The organism is Pseudomonas sp. TE3728 (genome assembly GCF_056279145.1).
Genome location: NZ_JBWBQT010000001.1, coordinates 1,983,908 through 2,000,857, shown reverse-complemented (window position 1 = coordinate 2,000,857; position 16,950 = coordinate 1,983,908). Strand labels below are relative to the sequence as shown.

The window sequence follows — 16,950 nt, the reverse complement described above, 5'->3', positions numbered from 1 at the left end:
CGTCACTGAAAATCTTCTGGTCTATTGGCATCCTCAACTTCCCAATAATTGGCTATTTGTACAACCTCAGGTCGGCATTAACGTAGCGCCAACCTCACCTGTTATTGGAGCTCACCATGCAACCTCGTATCGATTTCTACACCGCTTCCCCAGACGGCCTGAAAGCCGTGATGGCCCTGGAAGCCGCCGTCTCGAAGCTGCCGCTGGAAAAGTCGCTGATCGAACTGGTCAAGCTGCGTGCATCACAGATCAACGGCTGTGCCTTCTGCATCGACATGCACACCGCCGATGCCATCAAGGGTGGGGAAACGCCACGCCGGCTGTTTGCCGTGACGGCCTGGCGCGAGGCACCGTTCTTCACCGATCGTGAACGTGCCGCACTGGCCTGGACCGAATCCTTGACCCAACTGAGCCTGACCCACGCCCCGGACGAAGACTATGCACTGCTCAGCGCCGAGTTCAGCCCCAAGGAAATGGTCGACCTGACCGTGGCGATTTCCACCATTAACAGCTGGAATCGGCTGGCCGTGGGTTTTCGCAAAATGCCTCAGACGTAACGCCCTGGCTCTAATTTCAGTCAGTTAAGACGCAAAACCTGTGGGAGCGGCGGTGCGGCGATCCGACTTGCTCGCGAAAGCGGCATGTCAGGCGACATCAATATTGATTGTGCTGCCGTCTTCGCGAGCAAGCTCGCTCCCACCTGGATTACGCGTTATTGAGTCGCTGTTAATCAGCGAATCCCCCTACAGCTATTTCCACCTTTCCCGACTTCTTTCCTGATCGATCCCCCGCAAAGTCCCCGCGCCTAATTTTCTGCGCGAGGGATTGCTCATGTTCGACTCCTTTTCTCCAGCAACTCCGTACTTTGCGGTGCATTGATGGAGCACGTTACCCGCATCGAGCAGGAACTCGACAGCTTCTCGCACACCCTCTCGCTCTATCGCGAACAGCTCAATCACTGGCTCAGCCAGACCGCCGACCAGGCCAGCCACGTGGCGGATCTGCCGTCACTGATGGGCATGGAACGGATCATCCGATTCGGAAGTTCCAGCACCGCTGTCAGCAGTGGTGACGACGACTTTATCTCCACCGTCGTCCAGTGCCCGAAAGGCGGGATTCTGGAAATCGAGAGCAAGTTCGAATCGGTTTACGACATTCCGTTGGGGAATATTCAGGTCGATGTGATCGCTATGGATGGGGAGAAGTCGACGCCGGTCACGCTCGATGAAAACGGCAAAGGGCAGTTCGAAGGCTTACCCGGCAAGTTCTACCGCGTTCATGTCCAGGGTGAAGTTGCACCCTCGAAAATCGATGAGCTTTTTGATTCCTACAAAGGCCTGACCACCGAGCTGGAGGGCTGGCTACGCAAGGAGTGGGAAGGGTTCAAACCACAATGGTCGCAGTCGACTTTTGCGGCCGCCGCTAACGGCATGCTGGCGGGCAGTTGGGCGGCGGTCATCGGTGTTTGGGACAGCCCTCAGCCTGCTCTCGGACATTCTTCAGGATCCCCGCAAGTTCGCTGAACGGCTGGGCAGCGGCGCCGATGAATTGGCCAGGCTTGCGGAGACGGCGCCGGAGGTCATGGCCAAAGTCCAGCTACTGGCGAGTGACGAAGCGGCGCTCTGTTTACTGCTGCGTACCGAGAGTCTCTGGCTGGAAATGCTCCCACCCAGCGAGATCGCCGGCAACTCGGCGGAGGTGACCAGCCAAGTCATCGTTTCGGTGCTGATCGATATTCTGATTGCTTCAGCGCTGGCTTTCACGCGAGTCGGTATAACCGCCGCCAAGGCCTATCTCACACTTCGTGGGATTAAGTACGGGGCGTTGTTGGCTGGCCTTGCGATGCGTTTCGTCGAGGCCACTTTCAATATCCTCAACACCTTTATGAAGTACGTCGACCAGTACAAAGCAGTCGCCGCACGCGGTGTGGCAGCGGGTCTGAAAAAAGGTCGGATGCAACTGCGCTGGGATGCCAAACGCAACACCACGCTCAAGCAAAACGAACACCACGACGACGCGTCGAAACAGGCAACAAACCCCAATGGCGACAGCGCCACTTGCGTGCCGTCCACCTGCAAGAACGGTTGCCCGGTGTCGATGGTCACCGGCGAAGAGCTGCTGACCCTCACCGACGGTTCGCTGGACGGCATCCTGCCGTTCAACTTCACCCGGCTCTATCGAACCAGCGCCGCCGAGATCGACTGCGGGCTGGGTTTTGGCTGGAGTCATTCGCTGGCCCATCGGTTGGAAATCGACGGCGATCAGGTCATCTGGATCGACCACGAAAACCGCCGTACCCCGTTTCCATTACCGAACCATGAACGCCCGGCGATCCACAACAGCCTCTCGCGCGCGGCGATTTATCTCGGCGCTGAACCCGAAGAACTGATCCTCGCCCAGACTGGCGACGACGCGCGTTTCTACCACTTCCACAACGGTCGGCTGACGGCGATCAGCGACGCCTACGACAACCGCCTGCGCATCACCCGCGACCGCCAGCAGCGCATTCAGCGCCTCGACAACGGTGCCGGCCGCGCTTTGCGGTTGCGCTATGACCGCGCTCATCTGATCGCCGTCGACTACCAGCGTTTCGTTCCGGCGCAGACCCTCGCCGAGGCCTGGTACACCGAACAAACGCTGGCCAGTTACCGCTACGACGAATGCGCGCAACTGATCGAAGCGAGCAACGCCGTCGGGGAAAGCGAGCGTTACGACTACGATGATCAGCACGTCATCCTGCAGCGGCAACTGGCCGGTGGGGCGAGTTTCTTCTGGGCGTGGGAAGGGTCCGGCAAAGCGGCACGCTGCATCCGGCACTGGGCGTCGTTTTCGCAGATGGATACGCGCTACGTCTGGGGTGACCAGGGCAGCGTCACCGTCCAGAACATCGATGGCAGCGAAGAGGTTTACGTCCACGACGACCGTGCACGGCTGGTGCGCAAGGTCGAGCTGGACGGTGGCGAGCACCTCAAGGCCTATGACGATCAGGGCCGCTTGGTGGCCGAGCAGGATCCGCTCGGCGCCTTCACTGAATACCGTTACGACGAAGTCGGACGGTTGGTGGCGCTGATTCCGCCGGAAGACGAGCCAACGGCCTACGAGTATCGCAACGGTTTCCTGCATGCGCGCTATCGCGGCCAAGCCGTGTGGAAATACCAGCGCAACGCCCAGGGCGACATCACGGAAGCGACCGATCCTGACGGTCAGGTCACCCACTATCACTACGACGAAAAAGGTCAGCTGCTGTCGATCCGCTACCCGGACACCAGTCGGCATGTGTTTGTCTGGAATGCCTTGGGCCAACTGGTCGAGGAAACGTTGCCGGACGGCGGTCAGCGGCGCTTTTCCTACGATGCGTTGGGTCGGCAGACGACCCGTCAGGGCGAACACGGTGCCGTCACCCAGTACCAATGGGACGCCGTCGGCCGACTGATCCAGACGACTTTGCCTACCGGTGCCACTCGCGCCTTCAGCTACAACGCCTACGGCAAGATCACCGCCGAACGCGATGAACTGGGCCGCGTCACCCGCTACGAATACGCCGACGACCTGCACCTGGTCAGCCGCCGGATCAACCCCGATGGCACCCAGCTCCAGTACCGCTACGACAACGCGCAGCTGTTGCTGACGGAAATCGAAAACGAATCTGGCGAACACTATCGCCTGGACTACACCCCCGGCGGCCTGATCCGACAGGAAACCGGCTTCGACGGCCGTCGCACCGCGTACGTCTACGACCTCAACGGTCATCTGCTTGAGAAAACCGAGTTCGGCGACGACGGCTCGCAGCTGATCACCGGCTATCAGCGGGACTCAGTTGGGCGTTTGCTGACCAAGACCCTGCCTGACGGTATCAAGGTCGAATACTGCTACGACTCGCTGGGTCGACTGACCAGCGTCGACGACGGCCACGACCATCCGCTGGAATTCGAGTACGACCAGCAGGACCGCCTGATCACCGAGCATCAGGGCTGGGGCACCTTGCGGTATGGCTACGACGCCTGTGGCCAGCTCAACCGCCTGCGCTTGCCGGACGGCAGCAAACTCGATTACCACCACGCCAAGGGCGGCGCGCTGACGTCCATCGACCTCAACGGTGCGCGGCTAACCAGTCACCAATTTACCTTCGGCCGCGAACAAAACCGCCAGCAAGGCTTGCTGCTCAGCGAATACGCCTACGACGACCAGGGCCGTTTGAAGGCCCACGCCGTCAGCCAACAGCAAAAAAACCTCTACCGCCGCGACTATGCCTACAGCGCCAACGGCAATCTCGACCAGATCGCCGACAGCCGACACGGCCAACGCAATTACCAGTACGACCCCCTCAACCGCCTGACCCGCGTCCGCCACACCCGCGACGACCTACCGGAAAGCTTCGCCCACGACCCGGCCGGCAACCTGCTGATGCAGGACCGTCCCGGCGGCGCGAAAGTGCGGGGTTATCGCCTGCTGATGCAAGGCGACCGCCACTACGACTACGACGTCTTCGGCAACCTGATCAGCGAACGCCGTGGCACCGCACAAAAACTCGTCACCGAATACCGCTACGACTGCCAGCACCTACTGGTCGGCGTCACCACGCCGGACGGTCGCACCGCCAGCTACCGCTACGACGCCTTCGGCCGCCGCATCAAGAAAACCGTCGACGGCCATACCACCGAGTTTTTCTGGCAGGGTGACAACCTCGTCGCTGAAAGCAGCCGCGAGCACTACCGCAGCTACCTCTACGAACCGGGCAGCTTTCGCCCGTTAGCCATGCTCGACGGCAAAGGCCCGAAAAAGGCCTGCCCGTTCTACTACCAACTCGATCACCTCGGCACACCGCAGGAACTGACGGATTACGGTGGCGAGATTGTCTGGTCGGCGAAGTACAACGCCTACGGCAAAGTCACGCGTCTGGCGCTGGGCGGGGGCGAGCAGCTCGAGCAGCCGCTGCGCTTTCAGGGCCAGTACTTCGATACCGAGAGCGGCCTGCATTACAACCGGCATCGCTACTATGATCCGGACGTTGGGCGATACCTGACCCCGGACCCGATCAAGTTGGCGGGTGGGCTGAACCAGTATCAATACACGCCGAATCCGACGGGGTGGGTTGATCCGTTGGGGTTGAGTACTTGCCCCGGCGGCGATGGTTGTGAAAAGCCGTCGGTGGAAGAGCAGGATCCGTCGGATACGGCGGTAGCTGACGGGGAGCCTCAATTGCCGGAGGTGTCTCGTGATACGCCTCAGATGGGATATCACGAAGAAACTTATGCGAATAAGCCAGTTAAACCCCAGGATGCCACCAATAGGTGGGAAGAGTTTTTAGGTGAGGGTCCCTATACAAACAATCACCCAAGGACGAATCTTCCTGATTCTGACAGATTGGTTTCAGCGGACGGTAAGAGAAGCATTCGATACGGGGCACATGAAATGGGTGGCAAGCCGAGTAAGCATCATTACCACGAGGAGAAGTGGATACTCCAGTTAAGGGAGAATGTTATGAACGTTGAAAATACCGTTGTCCGCGTCCCATTACTGAAGAAATAAGTATGAAAATAACCATAGATCTCGTGATTCTTGTTGCCAAAGAAGTTTTAGTTGGGTTTTCAACCAGTGTCGGGGCCGCAATCGCAGTTTGGCGTGCTGCCCCACCGAAAGTTGGTGAACAGTATGATGTCGAATTAGAAATCGATGATGAGTTTGTTTGGGGAGAGAATGCTTGCTCTTCACTCAATAACGCTCACTCTATTGGAGTGATGGATGGCATCGTAACTATGACGGGGACTTTGATTTCAAATCATATGGAGGGCGGCGCAGTTGTTGATGTGGGTGGGTCAATAATATTTATTGAGTTGATTGGATGTGCGGAAGCTGATTCGGTGTTCGTGGATTTAAAGGTTAAGAATATAAATGTATTTCCGACAGGTATCTGAAGAGATTCAGCAGTTTTCAATTGTTGTCGAAAAAAAATAGTTGGGAGGATGAACAGCTACAAATAAATCCGTCCACTTTTTGCTTTCTTTTTGCTTTATGTCCAATTTAGAGTGAAAAATTCTTATTGATCTTGGAACTGGGCGGCCGTATATCCCTGCACTCTCTTATTTTTTGGGGTGTTTTGATATTTATGATCGTGAAGAGACTCTGGGTGGGGAATTGGAGGGGTTCGATCCTAATGATCCGACGGGCAGGGAGGAGCTAATTCTCAAATATTGCCTACCCAGAAAGCGATCATATCGGCAAAGATTTTTACTCTACAAATGTCTGGAGGAAGCTCTTCAGGACAGAAATTATGATTTCCAATCATTGCTGAAGTATGACTCTGAGGTGTATTCATCATTTCCTGATAGGTGGGATAAGATGAAAAATACCAGGGCATTTTTTGAAGACGTTTTTCGCTTGGCAACTGTTGTGTGGGAAGATGACCTTCAAAAAGCCAGCCTTGAAGATCAATCCACTTGGACGACTATCGGTTAGTTACGTTGATGGTCGTACATGCTGCGAAATTTCTGGACAAGGTCGTCGGAAGTTTCCTTCAACTCGTATCGGTTTCCATGAACTGGTGCGAAATGTTTTCCATCGATAGTCTCTGGTGGTCACTGAAGATTCAGTGGCAGGGTGTAGGAACCCTTCAATACCGTTAGAGCTACATTGACGTCGATGCTTGGTTTGCGGCCGTTAACGTGCGTCCGTAATATCTGTTGCGGCGGCTATGCGCGGGCACGCTTCGGCGTGGTCGAGTTTTGCTCTAAGGGTCTCGATATTCCTACCCCGTGCATAGCTGCCACCCTAGCCTGTAGGAAGGCCTAAGGCAGCTCCATTTCTTCCTTGGAGCATCTCAAATGGAAAATCTTCACCCCGATCCACCCTACGAAAAACCAATTCCCCACCCCAAAAGCCGCTTCATGGCGCTCACCAGCAATTGCACCGACATGCCCACTCTGTTCGTCGATACCCACGCGCCGTTGGATATCCTGACCGACGCCGCCAGCTATCGAATTCGTGCCGTAACGCAGGTGCTCGAAAACATGTCCATGCGCGGCTCAGTCGAATGCGATTCGATGATTCTCAGTGACTTTGCCTTGCTCTGCGCCATTCCGTTACGGGATGGGTGCGATGTGCTGGATGTGATTGGGCGACGGTTGAGGGCGCAGTCAGCAGCGGATTAGTTTCAGAGATTTCGGGTGTCTGAGCCGGCGTATTCGCGGGCAAGCCTCGCTCCTACAGATTTTGTGTCGGGTGTAATTATTGCGAACGACGCAAGACCCTGTAGGAGAGCCAGGCTTGCCGCTTCGCGACCCAACGGGGGCAAGCCTTAATGAGCATCAGCACTCGGCGCGGCCGGTGGTTGCACCTTGCGCATCAAGGGCACCATCGCCGTGGCGAGGATGAAGCAGACCATGATCATCAGGAACGCGTCGCCGTAGGTTTGCGTCTGCGCTTCGCGGTAGGTCAGCAGCCACAACTGACGCAGGCTGGCGGTGACGCCGATGTCACCGCTCTGGCCGAGGGCCGCGAAGTTATTGCCGACCTGGGACAGCCACTGATTCAGCGCTTCGTTGGTGCTGTTGAGGTTCTCCGCCAACCGGGTGAAGTGCAGGTTGGTGCGGTCATTGAGGATCGTGGCGCACGCGGCGATGCCCATCGCGCCGCCGAGGTTGCGCATCAGGTTGAACAACCCCGAAGCATGTTTGAGCCGCGCGGGCGCCAGTCCGCCGAGGGTCAGGGTCACCGCGGGCGGCACTGCCAGTTGTTGAGCGATCCCGCGCAAGGCTTGCGGCAGCATCAACTCTTTAGCTCCCCAGTCGTGAGTGATCGGGCTGAAATCCCACATCGACAGGGCGAACAGCCCAAGGCCGGTCATCATGATCCAGCGCAAGTCGATGCGGTTGGCCAGAAAGGCGTACAGCGGAATCGCCAGGATCTGGAACACCCCGGTGGAAAAAACCGCCAGGCCAATGTCCAGCGCGCCGTAACCGCGCACCCGGCCGAGAAACAGCGGCGTCAGGTAAATCGTCGCGAACAGGCCGATCCCCGTGACGAACGAAAAGAAACAGCCGAGGGCGAAGTTGCGGTCTTTCAAGGCACGCAGATCGACGATCGGATTGGCCACGTGCAGGGTTCGACCAATGAAGGCCAATCCGGCCAGGCCGCTGATCCAGGCGGTGGTCAGAATCGTGCTGTCGCTGAACCAGTTCCAGCGCGGGCCTTCTTCGAGGGTGTATTGCAGGCAACCGAGAAACACCGCCATGAACAGCATGCTCAGGTAGTCGGCGCCCTTGAGCAGCGACAATTCAGGCTGGTCGATTTTCACCAGCATCGGCACCGCCACCGCAACGAAAATCCCCGGCACCAGGTTGATGTAGAACAGCCAGTGCCAGGACGAAATGTCGGTGATCCAGCCACCGATCACCGGCCCCAGCGTCGGTGCCAGCGAGGCCACGGCGCCGATGGTCGCGGCGGCGATCACCCGTTGTTTACCGGTGAAGAAAAAGAACGCGGTGGTGAACACCAGTGGGATCATCGAACCACCGAGAAACCCTTGCAGGGCGCGGAAGGCGATCATGCTCTGGATGTTCCAGGCCGCGCCGCAGAGCAGGCTGGCCAAGGTGAAACCCACCGCCGAGGCGCAGAACAACCAACGGGTCGAGAACACTCGGGACAGCCAGCCCGACAGCGGAATCACAATGATTTCGGCGATCAGGTAACTGGTCTGCACCCACGCGGTTTCGTCGGCGCCGGCCGAAAGCCCGCCGCCGATGTCACGCAGCGACGCCGAGACGATCTGGATATCCAGCAGCGCAATGAACATGCCGATGCACATCGTGGCGAAGGCGAACACCTTGGTCGCCGTCGCCATGTTGGCGGCGTTGAACGGCTGCGCGGGGGCGGCGAGGGCGCGATTCATGGCGCGCTGGCCACGGTCGGGGTTTCAGGCTCGGCGCGGGTGTCCACTTCGGCCGTCACCGACAGACCGGGACGCAGATGACCGAGCACGCCGTCGGCCGGGTCGAGCAGGATTCGCACCGGCACCCGCTGGACGATTTTGGTGAAGTTGCCGGTGGCGTTTTCCGGTGGCAGCACGCTGAACTGCGAACCACTGGCCGGCGCGAGGCTGTCCAGATGACCGTGGAATTCACGTCCCTTGAGCACGTCCGCATGAACGATCACGCGCTGGCCTGGCGTCATCCGCGACAGCTGATCTTCCTTGAAATTGGCATCGACCCACAGTCCGCTGGCCGGTACCACCGACAACAGTTGCGAACCGGCCTGGGCGTAAGCGCCGACCCGTGCCCGACGATTGCCGATCACGCCGTCGACGGGGGCTTTCAACTCGGTGTAACCGACGTTCAACTGCGCCAGATCACGCTCGGCCCGCGCCTGGATCAACGCGGCGCGCGCTTGCTGCTTCTGGGTTTCAATCACGTTCAATTGGCGTTGCGCGGCCAGCAATTCGGCCTGAGCCCGGGCACTCTGCGCCTGTGCAGTCTTGAAGGTGGCGTCGGCCCGTTGCGCGCTTTCCACCGAGACGGCATTACTGTTCACCAAGCGTTTGTAGCGGGCGTTATCGTCCCGCGAGCGGGCCGTTTCGGCGCCGGTGGCATCGATGCCGGCGCGGGCCTGGCCGATCACCGCGTGTTGCAGTTGTTCGGTGGCGTCGAGGTTGGCGAGTAACGCTTCTTCGGCAGCCACCGCACCCTCGGCCTTCGCCAGGTTGGCGCGATAGTCGCGGGCGTCGAGCCGAATCAGCACATCGCCGGCCTTGACCTTCTGGTTGTCGGTGACCAGCACCTGTTCGATATACCCCGCGACCTTCGGCCCGATCACCGTGACGTCGCCACCGATGTAGGCATCGTCGGTTTCTTCGATGAAACGGCCGACGGTCCACCAATGGGTTGCGTACAGCCCGATAACCACCAGGGCGGCGATGGCCGCGGTTAACAAGGCCAGCCGTTTGAGCAGGGGAGGCTTGGGTGGGTTCACCGCAGTAGCAAGATCGGGTTCAAGGCTGGGCATGCTGGTCATGGACAAATACCTGTGAGAAGCGGTGCTTTATTACGGATGTAATATGACGTAAGTAATATTTAGTGACAATGGGTTTCTGCGACCGGTCGTCAGTTGACGTTGGCGGAAGGGTTTCGGGCTCAACAGTCCACACAATGGAATTGAGCAACCGCGATTACAGGACTTGATCTGTCAGAGAAACCGCAAACCGAGGGCAACAAAGCCGACGCTGAGGATCGAGGGAATCCATTGCTTCCAGTTAATAGGAAGCATTACTATTCACGCCTCCCCTCCACAGCACACCGCAATGACCCCCAAGCTGCCCCGCAGACACGGCTTTTTCGAGCATTACGAAGAGTTGATCGGCACCTGGACCCGTCGCCTGAGAAATCGTCAGCAGGCCGAGGACCTGGCCCACGACACCTTCGTGCGGGTGCTTGAGTCCGATTCGGCGGCGGTGCAACAACCTCGGGCGTATTTGCACCAGACCGCGCGCAACATTGCGGTGGACGGTTATCGGCGTGAGGATCGGCGGGGCGCCATGGAGTCGGAGGCGATCGATCACAGTGTGTCGTCGTCCGGCGACCCGGAGCATTTCATGCACGCGATCCAGTTGGCCGACTCCATCGAACGGGCGCTCACCGAGTTACCGGTCAACTGCCGCAAGGTGTTCGTCTGGCAGAAGATCGAAGGCCTGACCCAGGCCGAAATCGCCGAGCGCCTGGGGCTGTCCAAGAACATGGTGGAAAAGTATATGATCCGCACCCTGCGGCATCTGCGTGATCGCCTGGACGGATTACAGCCATGATTCGCCACAGCCCCGAAAAGATCGCCGGCTTCTGTAGGAGCTGCCGCAGGCTGCGATCTTTTGATCTTGATCTCCAGCGGTTTCAAGACTGTCAAAAGATCGCAGCCTGCGGCAGCTCCTACGAAAGGCAGGTGCGGTGCGCCTTTTCATCCCCAGCCCAACAGGACTTTCCATGATGGATACTCGTGATTGTGCGTGCGGGCAAACAACGGTTCGCGACGACGCGGCGCGGTGGTTTGTGCGTTTGCAGGAGCCTGCCGTCAACGCCGAAGAGCGGCGAGGTTTCGAGGTCTGGCTGGACGAACACCCGCAGCATCGTGACGAATATCAAATGCTCCAGAGCCTGTGGGCGGCAGCCGATCTGCTGCCGGCCAAGCGTTTGCACGCCTTGTGCGAAACTTCGCCGGCCCGCGGCAAACGTCGTCCATTGGTGCGTTATGCAGTGGCCGCCAGTGTGTTGGTAGTGGCGCTCGGCCTGGGGTTGTTCAGTGGCTTGAACCCTCCGGCGACCTACACGGCTGAATATTCCACGGCCCTTGGCGAGCGTCGTCATGTGGCGTTGCCGGACGGTTCGGTGATCGATCTGAACAGCCGCAGCCAGGTGCAGGTGCGCTATGAAAAGGATCGTCGCGGCATCGAGTTGACGCAAGGCGAGGCGATGTTCAGCGTCGAGCACGACAGCAGCCGACCGTTCGTGGTCGAGGCGGGCAGCGCTAAAGTGACTGTCACCGGCACCCGTTTCGACGTGCGTCGCGACAGCACCGAAACCCGCGTCTTGGTAGAGCAGGGCACGGTCAAGGTTCAAGGTAGTGGAGCGGATTCCGTCAGCCTCACCGCCGGCCTCGGTACTCGCGTCAATGCCCAGGGCTTTGTCGCTGCCGCTTATGCGGTCAACCCTGCGGAACTGACCGCATGGCGCAGCGGCAAACTGGTGTTCAACAACGCCAGCCTCAGCGAAGTGGCCGAAGAAGTATCGCGTTATCGGGAAAAGCCGCTGACGGTTGGTAGTGCCAAAGTGGGCAATCTGCGCCTGACCAGCGTGTTCAAATCCGACAACACCGACGCACTGCTAAAGGCCTTGCCGAGCATTCTGCCGGTGGCCATCCGCACCCTGGATGACGGCAGTCAGGAAATAATTGCCCGATAGATTCAGGTTTTTTTCGAGTTCTTCGTCTTCTTGTCCAACTGCAACTGGTTTGCATTAACAGCCGCACACTTTTGCGATCCACAGGACAATGTTCGACGTGAAGAAAACCACCGCTAAAAATAACAAAACATCCTGGCTGCCCCTCGCTCTCGCCTTGGCGGTCAGCTCGGCGCTGCCCCAGGCGTTCGCCGCCGATGCCATTCATATTCAGGCGCAGCCGTTGGGTCAGGCCTTGAGTCAGCTGGGTCAGCAAACCTCGCTGCAGGTTTTTTTCAGCCCTGAACTGGTGGCCGGCAAACAGGCTCCGGCAGTCGACGGCAATCTTTCACCGGAACAAGCCTTGCGCCAATTGCTGCAAGGCAGTGGTCTGGAATACCGGATCGATGAAGGCTCGGTGACCCTGATGCCAGCCCCGACTTCCGCCGCCAACGGCCCGCTGGAACTGGGCGTGACCGACATCAAAGTGGTCGGCGACTGGCTCGGTGATGCCGACGCGGCTGTGGTGCAAAACCATCCCGGCGCACGCACGGTGATCCGTCGTGAAGCGATGGTCGAGCAGGGCGCCATGAACGTTGGTGACGTGCTGCGTCGTGTACCCGGCGTGCAAGTGCAGGATGCCAACGGCACCGGCGGCAGCGATATTTCCCTGAACGTTGGCGTGCGCGGCCTGACCTCACGCCTGTCGCCACGCTCCACCGTGCTGATCGACGGCGTGCCGGCCGCCTTCGCCCCTTATGGCCAACCGCAGCTGTCTATGGCGCCGATTTCCTCCGGCAACCTCGACAGCATCGACGTGGTGCGCGGTGCCGGTTCCGTGCGTTATGGGCCGCAGAACGTCGGTGGCGTGATCAACTTCGTTACCCGCGCGATTCCGGAGAAAGCCACCGGTGAAATCGGCACCACCCTGGAAACTACCCAGCGTGGTGGCTGGAAACACATCGACACCGCGTTTCTCGGTGGCACTGCCGATAACGGCATGGGCGTGGCACTGTTGTATTCCGGGGTGAACGGCGACGGTTATCGCAAAAGCAACAACAGCAATGACATCGACGACGTGATCCTCAAGACCCATTGGGCACCCACCGATCAAGACGATTTCAGCCTCAATTTCCATTACTACGACGCCAGCGCCGACATGCCCGGCGGCCTGACGCAGAAGCAGTACGACGCCGATCCGTTCCAGTCCGACCGTGACCATGACAACTTCAGCGGCCGCCGTAAGGACGTGTCCTTCAAGTGGATTCGGCAGATCGACGACCGCACCCAGGCCGAAGTGCTGACCTACTATTCCGACAGCTTCCGTGGCAGCACCATCGCCGCTCGCGACCAGAAAACCCTCAGCGCTTATCCGCGCACTTACTACACCTTCGGCATCGAACCGCGGGTGTCTCATGTATTCGATCTGGGCCCGACCACTCAGGAAGCCAGCGTCGGTTATCGCTACCTGAAAGAAGGCATGCATGAAGAGGCGAGCCGGCTGGCGCTGGTGAACAATCAGCCGATGGTCACCAGAACCTCCGATGGCCATGTGTTCCAGGATCGCACCGGCGGCACCGAAGCCCATGCCGTGTACATCGATGACAAAATCGACGTCGGCAACTGGACCGTGACCCCCGGCATCCGTTTTGAAAGCATCAGCACTGAATGGCACGATCGGCCGGTTCTCGACACCGCCGGCAAACCTGTGCAGGAAAAACGCCGCAGCATCGACAGCAACGAGCCGCTGCCGGCCCTGAGCGTGATGTATCACATGTCCGAGGCCTGGAAGCTGTTCGCCAACTACGAAACATCTTTCGGCAGCCTGCAATATTTCCAGCTCGGTCAGGGTGGTTCGGGTGACAACACCGCCAACGGCCTGAACCCGGAAAAGGCCAAGACCTACGAGATCGGTACGCGCTACAACGATGACGTGTGGGGCGGGGAAGTGACGCTGTTCTACATCGACTTCGATAAAGAACTGCAATACATCAGCAACGATGTGGGCTGGACCAACCTCGGCGCCACCACACACCAGGGCCTGGAAGCGTCGGTGCACTACGACATGGCGGCGCTGGACCCACGACTTGACGGCCTGACCGCCAACGCCGGGTTCACCTACACTCGCGCGGTTTATGAAGGTGAGATTCCAGGCTTCAAGGGCCGTGACCTGCCGTTCTACTCGCGTCAGGTGGCCACCGCCGGGCTGCGTTACGACATCAACCGCTGGACCTACAACCTCGATGCCTTTGCCCAGTCCAAACAGCGCTCGCCGGGCACCGCGGTGAACGCTGATGGCAGCTTCAGCGGCAACTACATCACCGAAGGTTCAGCAGACGGCCAGTACGGCGACATCCCGGGTTACGTGACCTGGAACGTGCGTGGCGGGTATGACTTTGGCTCGCAACTGTCGAACCTGAAAGTCGGGGCAGGGGTGAAGAATATTTTCGACAAGCAGTACTTCACCCGCTCCAGCGACAACAACTCGGGGATGTACGTCGGCGCACCGCGTACGTTCTTTGTGCAGGCCAGCGTTGGTTTTTAACAGCTGAAGATCAAAAGATCGCAGCCTGCGGCAGCTCCTACACGGGATATGCGTTTCCCTGTAGGAGCTGCCGCAGGCTGCGATCTTTTCGCTCTAAACCTTCAACACCTTCCCGCCAATCGCCACGGCCACCAGCAACACTGCCATCAACCCAAAGGCAAAACTCAAGCTGCTGCCATGGGCGATAAAGCCGATCACCGCAGGCCCGGCGAGAATGCCTGCATAACCCAGAGTGGTGATGGCCGGCACGGCGATGCTTTCCGGCATGACGGTCTGTTTGCCCACGGCGGTATAGAGCACCGGCACAATGTTTGAACAGCCAGCGCCCAGCAGCGCATACCCCACCAGTGCCGCTTCCCAGCTCGGGGCAAATGTCGCCAGCGCCAGGCCCGCCGCAGCCGTCGATCCACCAAACACAATCACGCGTGTAGCACCGAGGCGCCGGACAATGGCATCGCCGGTCAAGCGCCCGACGGTCATGGTCAGCGCAAACGCCGCATAACCCAGCCCCGCATACGCCGTGTCGATCCCGCGCTCCTGCGCCAGGAACACCGCGCTCCAGTCTAGCGCCGCGCCTTCGGCCAGGAACACGATGAAACACATCCCGCCGATAAACAGCACGATGCCATGCGGCACGGCAAACGCCGGCCCGGAGCTTTCGCTGCCATAGGGCAACAGATGCGGCGCGGCCTTGAGCAACGCCACCACCAGCAGCACGATCACCACCAGCATCGCCCCCAGCGGCGACATTCCTAAACCGAGCAACGCGCTGACACCCGCCGCGCCGACGATCCCGCCGAGGCTGAACAGCCCATGAAACCCCGACATCATGGTCTTGCCGCTGGCCCGTTCGACGATCACCGCTTGCAGGTTCACCGTCGAATCCACCGTGCCCAGGCCCGCGCCGAACATGAACAACGCGGCGATCAACGCCGGAATCGAAGACACCGTCGCCAACAGCGGCAGTGCCGCACAGATCAACAAAGTCCCGCCGCTCAACACCCGACGGCAGCCGAAGCGCGTAGCCAGAATCCCGGCCATCGGCATCGCCAGAATCGAGCCCACCCCCAGGCACAACAGCAACAGCCCAAGGGTTCCTTCATCCAGCCCGGCCCGCGCCTTGGCGTAAGGCACCAGCGGCGCCCAGGCCGCGATGCCGACGCCTGCGATGAAGAAGGCGATGCGGGTGGACATCTGTTCCAGACTTCCGGGGACGAAGGTGGCTTGGGTGTTGAGGCTGGTCATATCGATCCTTGGCAAAAAACGTCGCGTCCCCAAGGGACAGTGAACAACCACAAAGGGTTCGATCATCACGTCCGGGCGGAGGGGCAGTCAGGCAGCGTGACATCCTTGCACAGCCAGCCGCTGTTTCGCGATATCGTCGACATATCAATTGTTCATAGAGGGGGGGTGCCATGACGCGGATGTACGATGCTCGAGGGAATATCTACGCGGTCGTGACGCCGGACAACGTGCGCGATAACGGAATCGAATTGCCTGCACTGGCCAGCCATGCCGCGCAAACCCGTGAGGCCTGGGCGTCTTTGGCCATAGAGGCGTTCTGCGCTCGGGCTCCAGGTACACAGCTGCCCGGCAGCAAGGCACATCGCTGCGATGGTCTGCTGGTGGGACCGTTTCAATCGGTGCCGCCTTTTGACCTGTTGATCGTCAACACTGACGGCACGCTGGCCGAGCGCAGTGGCAATGGCCTGACGATTTTTTCCCAAGCGCTTAGCGAAAAAGGGTTGATGCCCACGGAAGAGGCCTGTCTGCTCAGGGTTCATCACGACAAGAGCGACGCGGTTTCGCCGGTGGAAACATCAGTGAAACCCGCTGAAATCGATGGTGTGCAAGGGTTCTGGCTGGATTTGGGAAAGCCTTCGTTCGGGCCGCAAGCGGTGGGTGCGCGCGAGGTTGAACGCATGACGCTGAATGATCGTGAAGTCAGCCATGTGCAGCCGTTGTCAGCGCTTGATCCTGTCTGGAACCGGAGCCAGTTTGTGCGCATCGGCAATCCGCATTGCGTGACGCTGTTGGCGAATGCCGACGCGTTACCGAGCAATGAGCAGATGCGTGAGCCGCCATTGGCGCAAGGCTTGATACGTATTGCTTATGCCATGCCGACCGGGGCTGGGCAGCCGTGTCCGGCGGGTGTGAACCTGCAATGGGCGATGCTTGAATCCGAGGGCCGAATTGTCGCCCGGGTATTCGAACGCGGCGAAGGGCCGACCGCCTCGTCGGGCACCAGCGCCAGTGCGGTGGCGTGTGCGGCGTGGCGAGTGGGTTGGGTGGTGGCGGGGGCAGTGAAGGTGGTCATGCCTGGCGGCACGGCGCCGATTCTGCTGGAGGAGTTGGAGGGCGAGTTGAGCCGGGTGAGGTTGTTTGGTACGGCGCGGTTGATGGGTTGAAATTTAGAACGCCATCGCGAGCAGGCTCGCTCCCACAGTGGATCGTTGTGTACACAAATACCGTGTCCACCGAAGATCTAAT

The 16,950-nt window shown here is 59.4% G+C and carries 10 protein-coding genes and 1 pseudogene; 8 read left to right on the top strand and 3 right to left on the bottom strand.

The window, feature by feature from the left end; translation table 11 throughout:
• Positions 1-116: 116 nt before the first annotated feature.
• The 4 genes and pseudogenes from ACZ89R_RS08530 (at position 117) to ACZ89R_RS08515 (ending at position 7,148) form a co-directional block, all read left to right on the top strand.
• The gene (locus tag ACZ89R_RS08530; RefSeq protein WP_429546061.1) at positions 117-557 is read left to right on the top strand and encodes a carboxymuconolactone decarboxylase family protein; all 441 of its coding nucleotides are present in this window, start codon (positions 117-119) and stop codon (positions 555-557) included.
• A gap of 321 nt (positions 558-878) precedes the next feature.
• A pseudogene (locus ACZ89R_RS08525) lies at positions 879-5,529 on the top strand (RHS repeat-associated core domain-containing protein).
• A 2-nt stretch (positions 5,530-5,531) separates the two neighbouring features.
• On the top strand, positions 5,532-5,915 hold the full coding sequence (locus tag ACZ89R_RS08520) for a hypothetical protein (RefSeq protein ID WP_429546062.1): 384 nt from the start codon (positions 5,532-5,534) through the stop codon (positions 5,913-5,915).
• 906 nt (positions 5,916-6,821) lie between these two features.
• On the top strand, positions 6,822-7,148 hold the full coding sequence (locus ACZ89R_RS08515) for a hypothetical protein (protein WP_123497913.1): 327 nt from the start codon (positions 6,822-6,824) through the stop codon (positions 7,146-7,148).
• Positions 7,149-7,294: 146 nt separating this feature from the next.
• Here ACZ89R_RS08515 and ACZ89R_RS08510 read toward each other — a convergent pair whose 3' ends face one another.
• Entirely contained in the window at positions 7,295-8,887 is a 1,593-nt protein-coding gene (locus ACZ89R_RS08510) for a DHA2 family efflux MFS transporter permease subunit (protein ID WP_429546063.1), read from the bottom strand.
• A complete protein-coding gene (locus ACZ89R_RS08505) occupies positions 8,884-10,005 on the bottom strand; it encodes an HlyD family secretion protein (protein WP_429546064.1) in 1,122 nt (373 codons plus the stop codon). The genes ACZ89R_RS08510 and ACZ89R_RS08505 overlap by 4 nt, the downstream gene beginning before the upstream one ends.
• A gap of 286 nt (positions 10,006-10,291) precedes the next feature.
• Here ACZ89R_RS08505 and ACZ89R_RS08500 point away from each other — a divergent pair, with 286 nt between their 5' ends.
• The 3 genes from ACZ89R_RS08500 to ACZ89R_RS08490 all read left to right on the top strand — a co-directional run bounded on the left by ACZ89R_RS08500 (position 10,292) and on the right by ACZ89R_RS08490 (position 14,460).
• A complete protein-coding gene (locus ACZ89R_RS08500) occupies positions 10,292-10,792 on the top strand; it encodes a sigma-70 family RNA polymerase sigma factor (protein WP_007907700.1) in 501 nt (166 codons plus the stop codon).
• A gap of 172 nt (positions 10,793-10,964) precedes the next feature.
• Complete coding sequence (locus ACZ89R_RS08495; RefSeq protein ID WP_429546065.1) at positions 10,965-11,939, top strand: FecR family protein; 975 nt, start codon at positions 10,965-10,967, stop codon at positions 11,937-11,939.
• A gap of 97 nt (positions 11,940-12,036) precedes the next feature.
• Positions 12,037-14,460: a TonB-dependent siderophore receptor gene (locus ACZ89R_RS08490; RefSeq protein WP_429546066.1), complete on the top strand. Its 2,424-nt coding sequence runs from the start codon at positions 12,037-12,039 to the stop codon at positions 14,458-14,460.
• 93 nt (positions 14,461-14,553) lie between these two features.
• Here the strand turns inward: ACZ89R_RS08490 and ACZ89R_RS08485 are convergent, their stop codons facing one another.
• Positions 14,554-15,705, bottom strand: coding sequence for an MFS transporter (locus tag ACZ89R_RS08485; RefSeq protein WP_429546067.1), 1,152 nt, complete (start codon positions 15,703-15,705; stop codon positions 14,554-14,556).
• A 170-nt stretch (positions 15,706-15,875) separates the two neighbouring features.
• On the opposite strand from ACZ89R_RS08485, the gene ACZ89R_RS08480 reads away from it, so the two are divergent.
• The gene (locus tag ACZ89R_RS08480; protein ID WP_429546068.1) at positions 15,876-16,868 is read left to right on the top strand and encodes a diaminopimelate epimerase; all 993 of its coding nucleotides are present in this window, start codon (positions 15,876-15,878) and stop codon (positions 16,866-16,868) included.
• Positions 16,869-16,950: the final 82 nt, after the last annotated feature.

What these genes read in the sequence shown, in the direction of transcription:
- ACZ89R_RS08480 (WP_429546068.1), top strand. Translation starts at nt 15,876, where the DNA reads ATGACGCGGATGTACGATGCTCGAGGGAATATCTACGCGGTCGTGACG.
- ACZ89R_RS08515 (WP_123497913.1), top strand. Translation starts at nt 6,822, where the DNA reads ATGGAAAATCTTCACCCCGATCCACCCTACGAAAAACCAATTCCCCAC.
- ACZ89R_RS08530 (WP_429546061.1), top strand. Translation starts at nt 117, where the DNA reads ATGCAACCTCGTATCGATTTCTACACCGCTTCCCCAGACGGCCTGAAA.
- ACZ89R_RS08500 (WP_007907700.1), top strand. Translation starts at nt 10,292, where the DNA reads ATGACCCCCAAGCTGCCCCGCAGACACGGCTTTTTCGAGCATTACGAA.
- ACZ89R_RS08520 (WP_429546062.1), top strand. Translation starts at nt 5,532, where the DNA reads ATGAAAATAACCATAGATCTCGTGATTCTTGTTGCCAAAGAAGTTTTA.
- ACZ89R_RS08495 (WP_429546065.1), top strand. Translation starts at nt 10,965, where the DNA reads ATGATGGATACTCGTGATTGTGCGTGCGGGCAAACAACGGTTCGCGAC.
- ACZ89R_RS08485 (WP_429546067.1), bottom strand. Translation starts at nt 15,705, where the DNA reads ATGACCAGCCTCAACACCCAAGCCACCTTCGTCCCCGGAAGTCTGGAA.
- ACZ89R_RS08510 (WP_429546063.1), bottom strand. Translation starts at nt 8,887, where the DNA reads ATGAATCGCGCCCTCGCCGCCCCCGCGCAGCCGTTCAACGCCGCCAAC.
- ACZ89R_RS08505 (WP_429546064.1), bottom strand. Translation starts at nt 10,005, where the DNA reads ATGACCAGCATGCCCAGCCTTGAACCCGATCTTGCTACTGCGGTGAAC.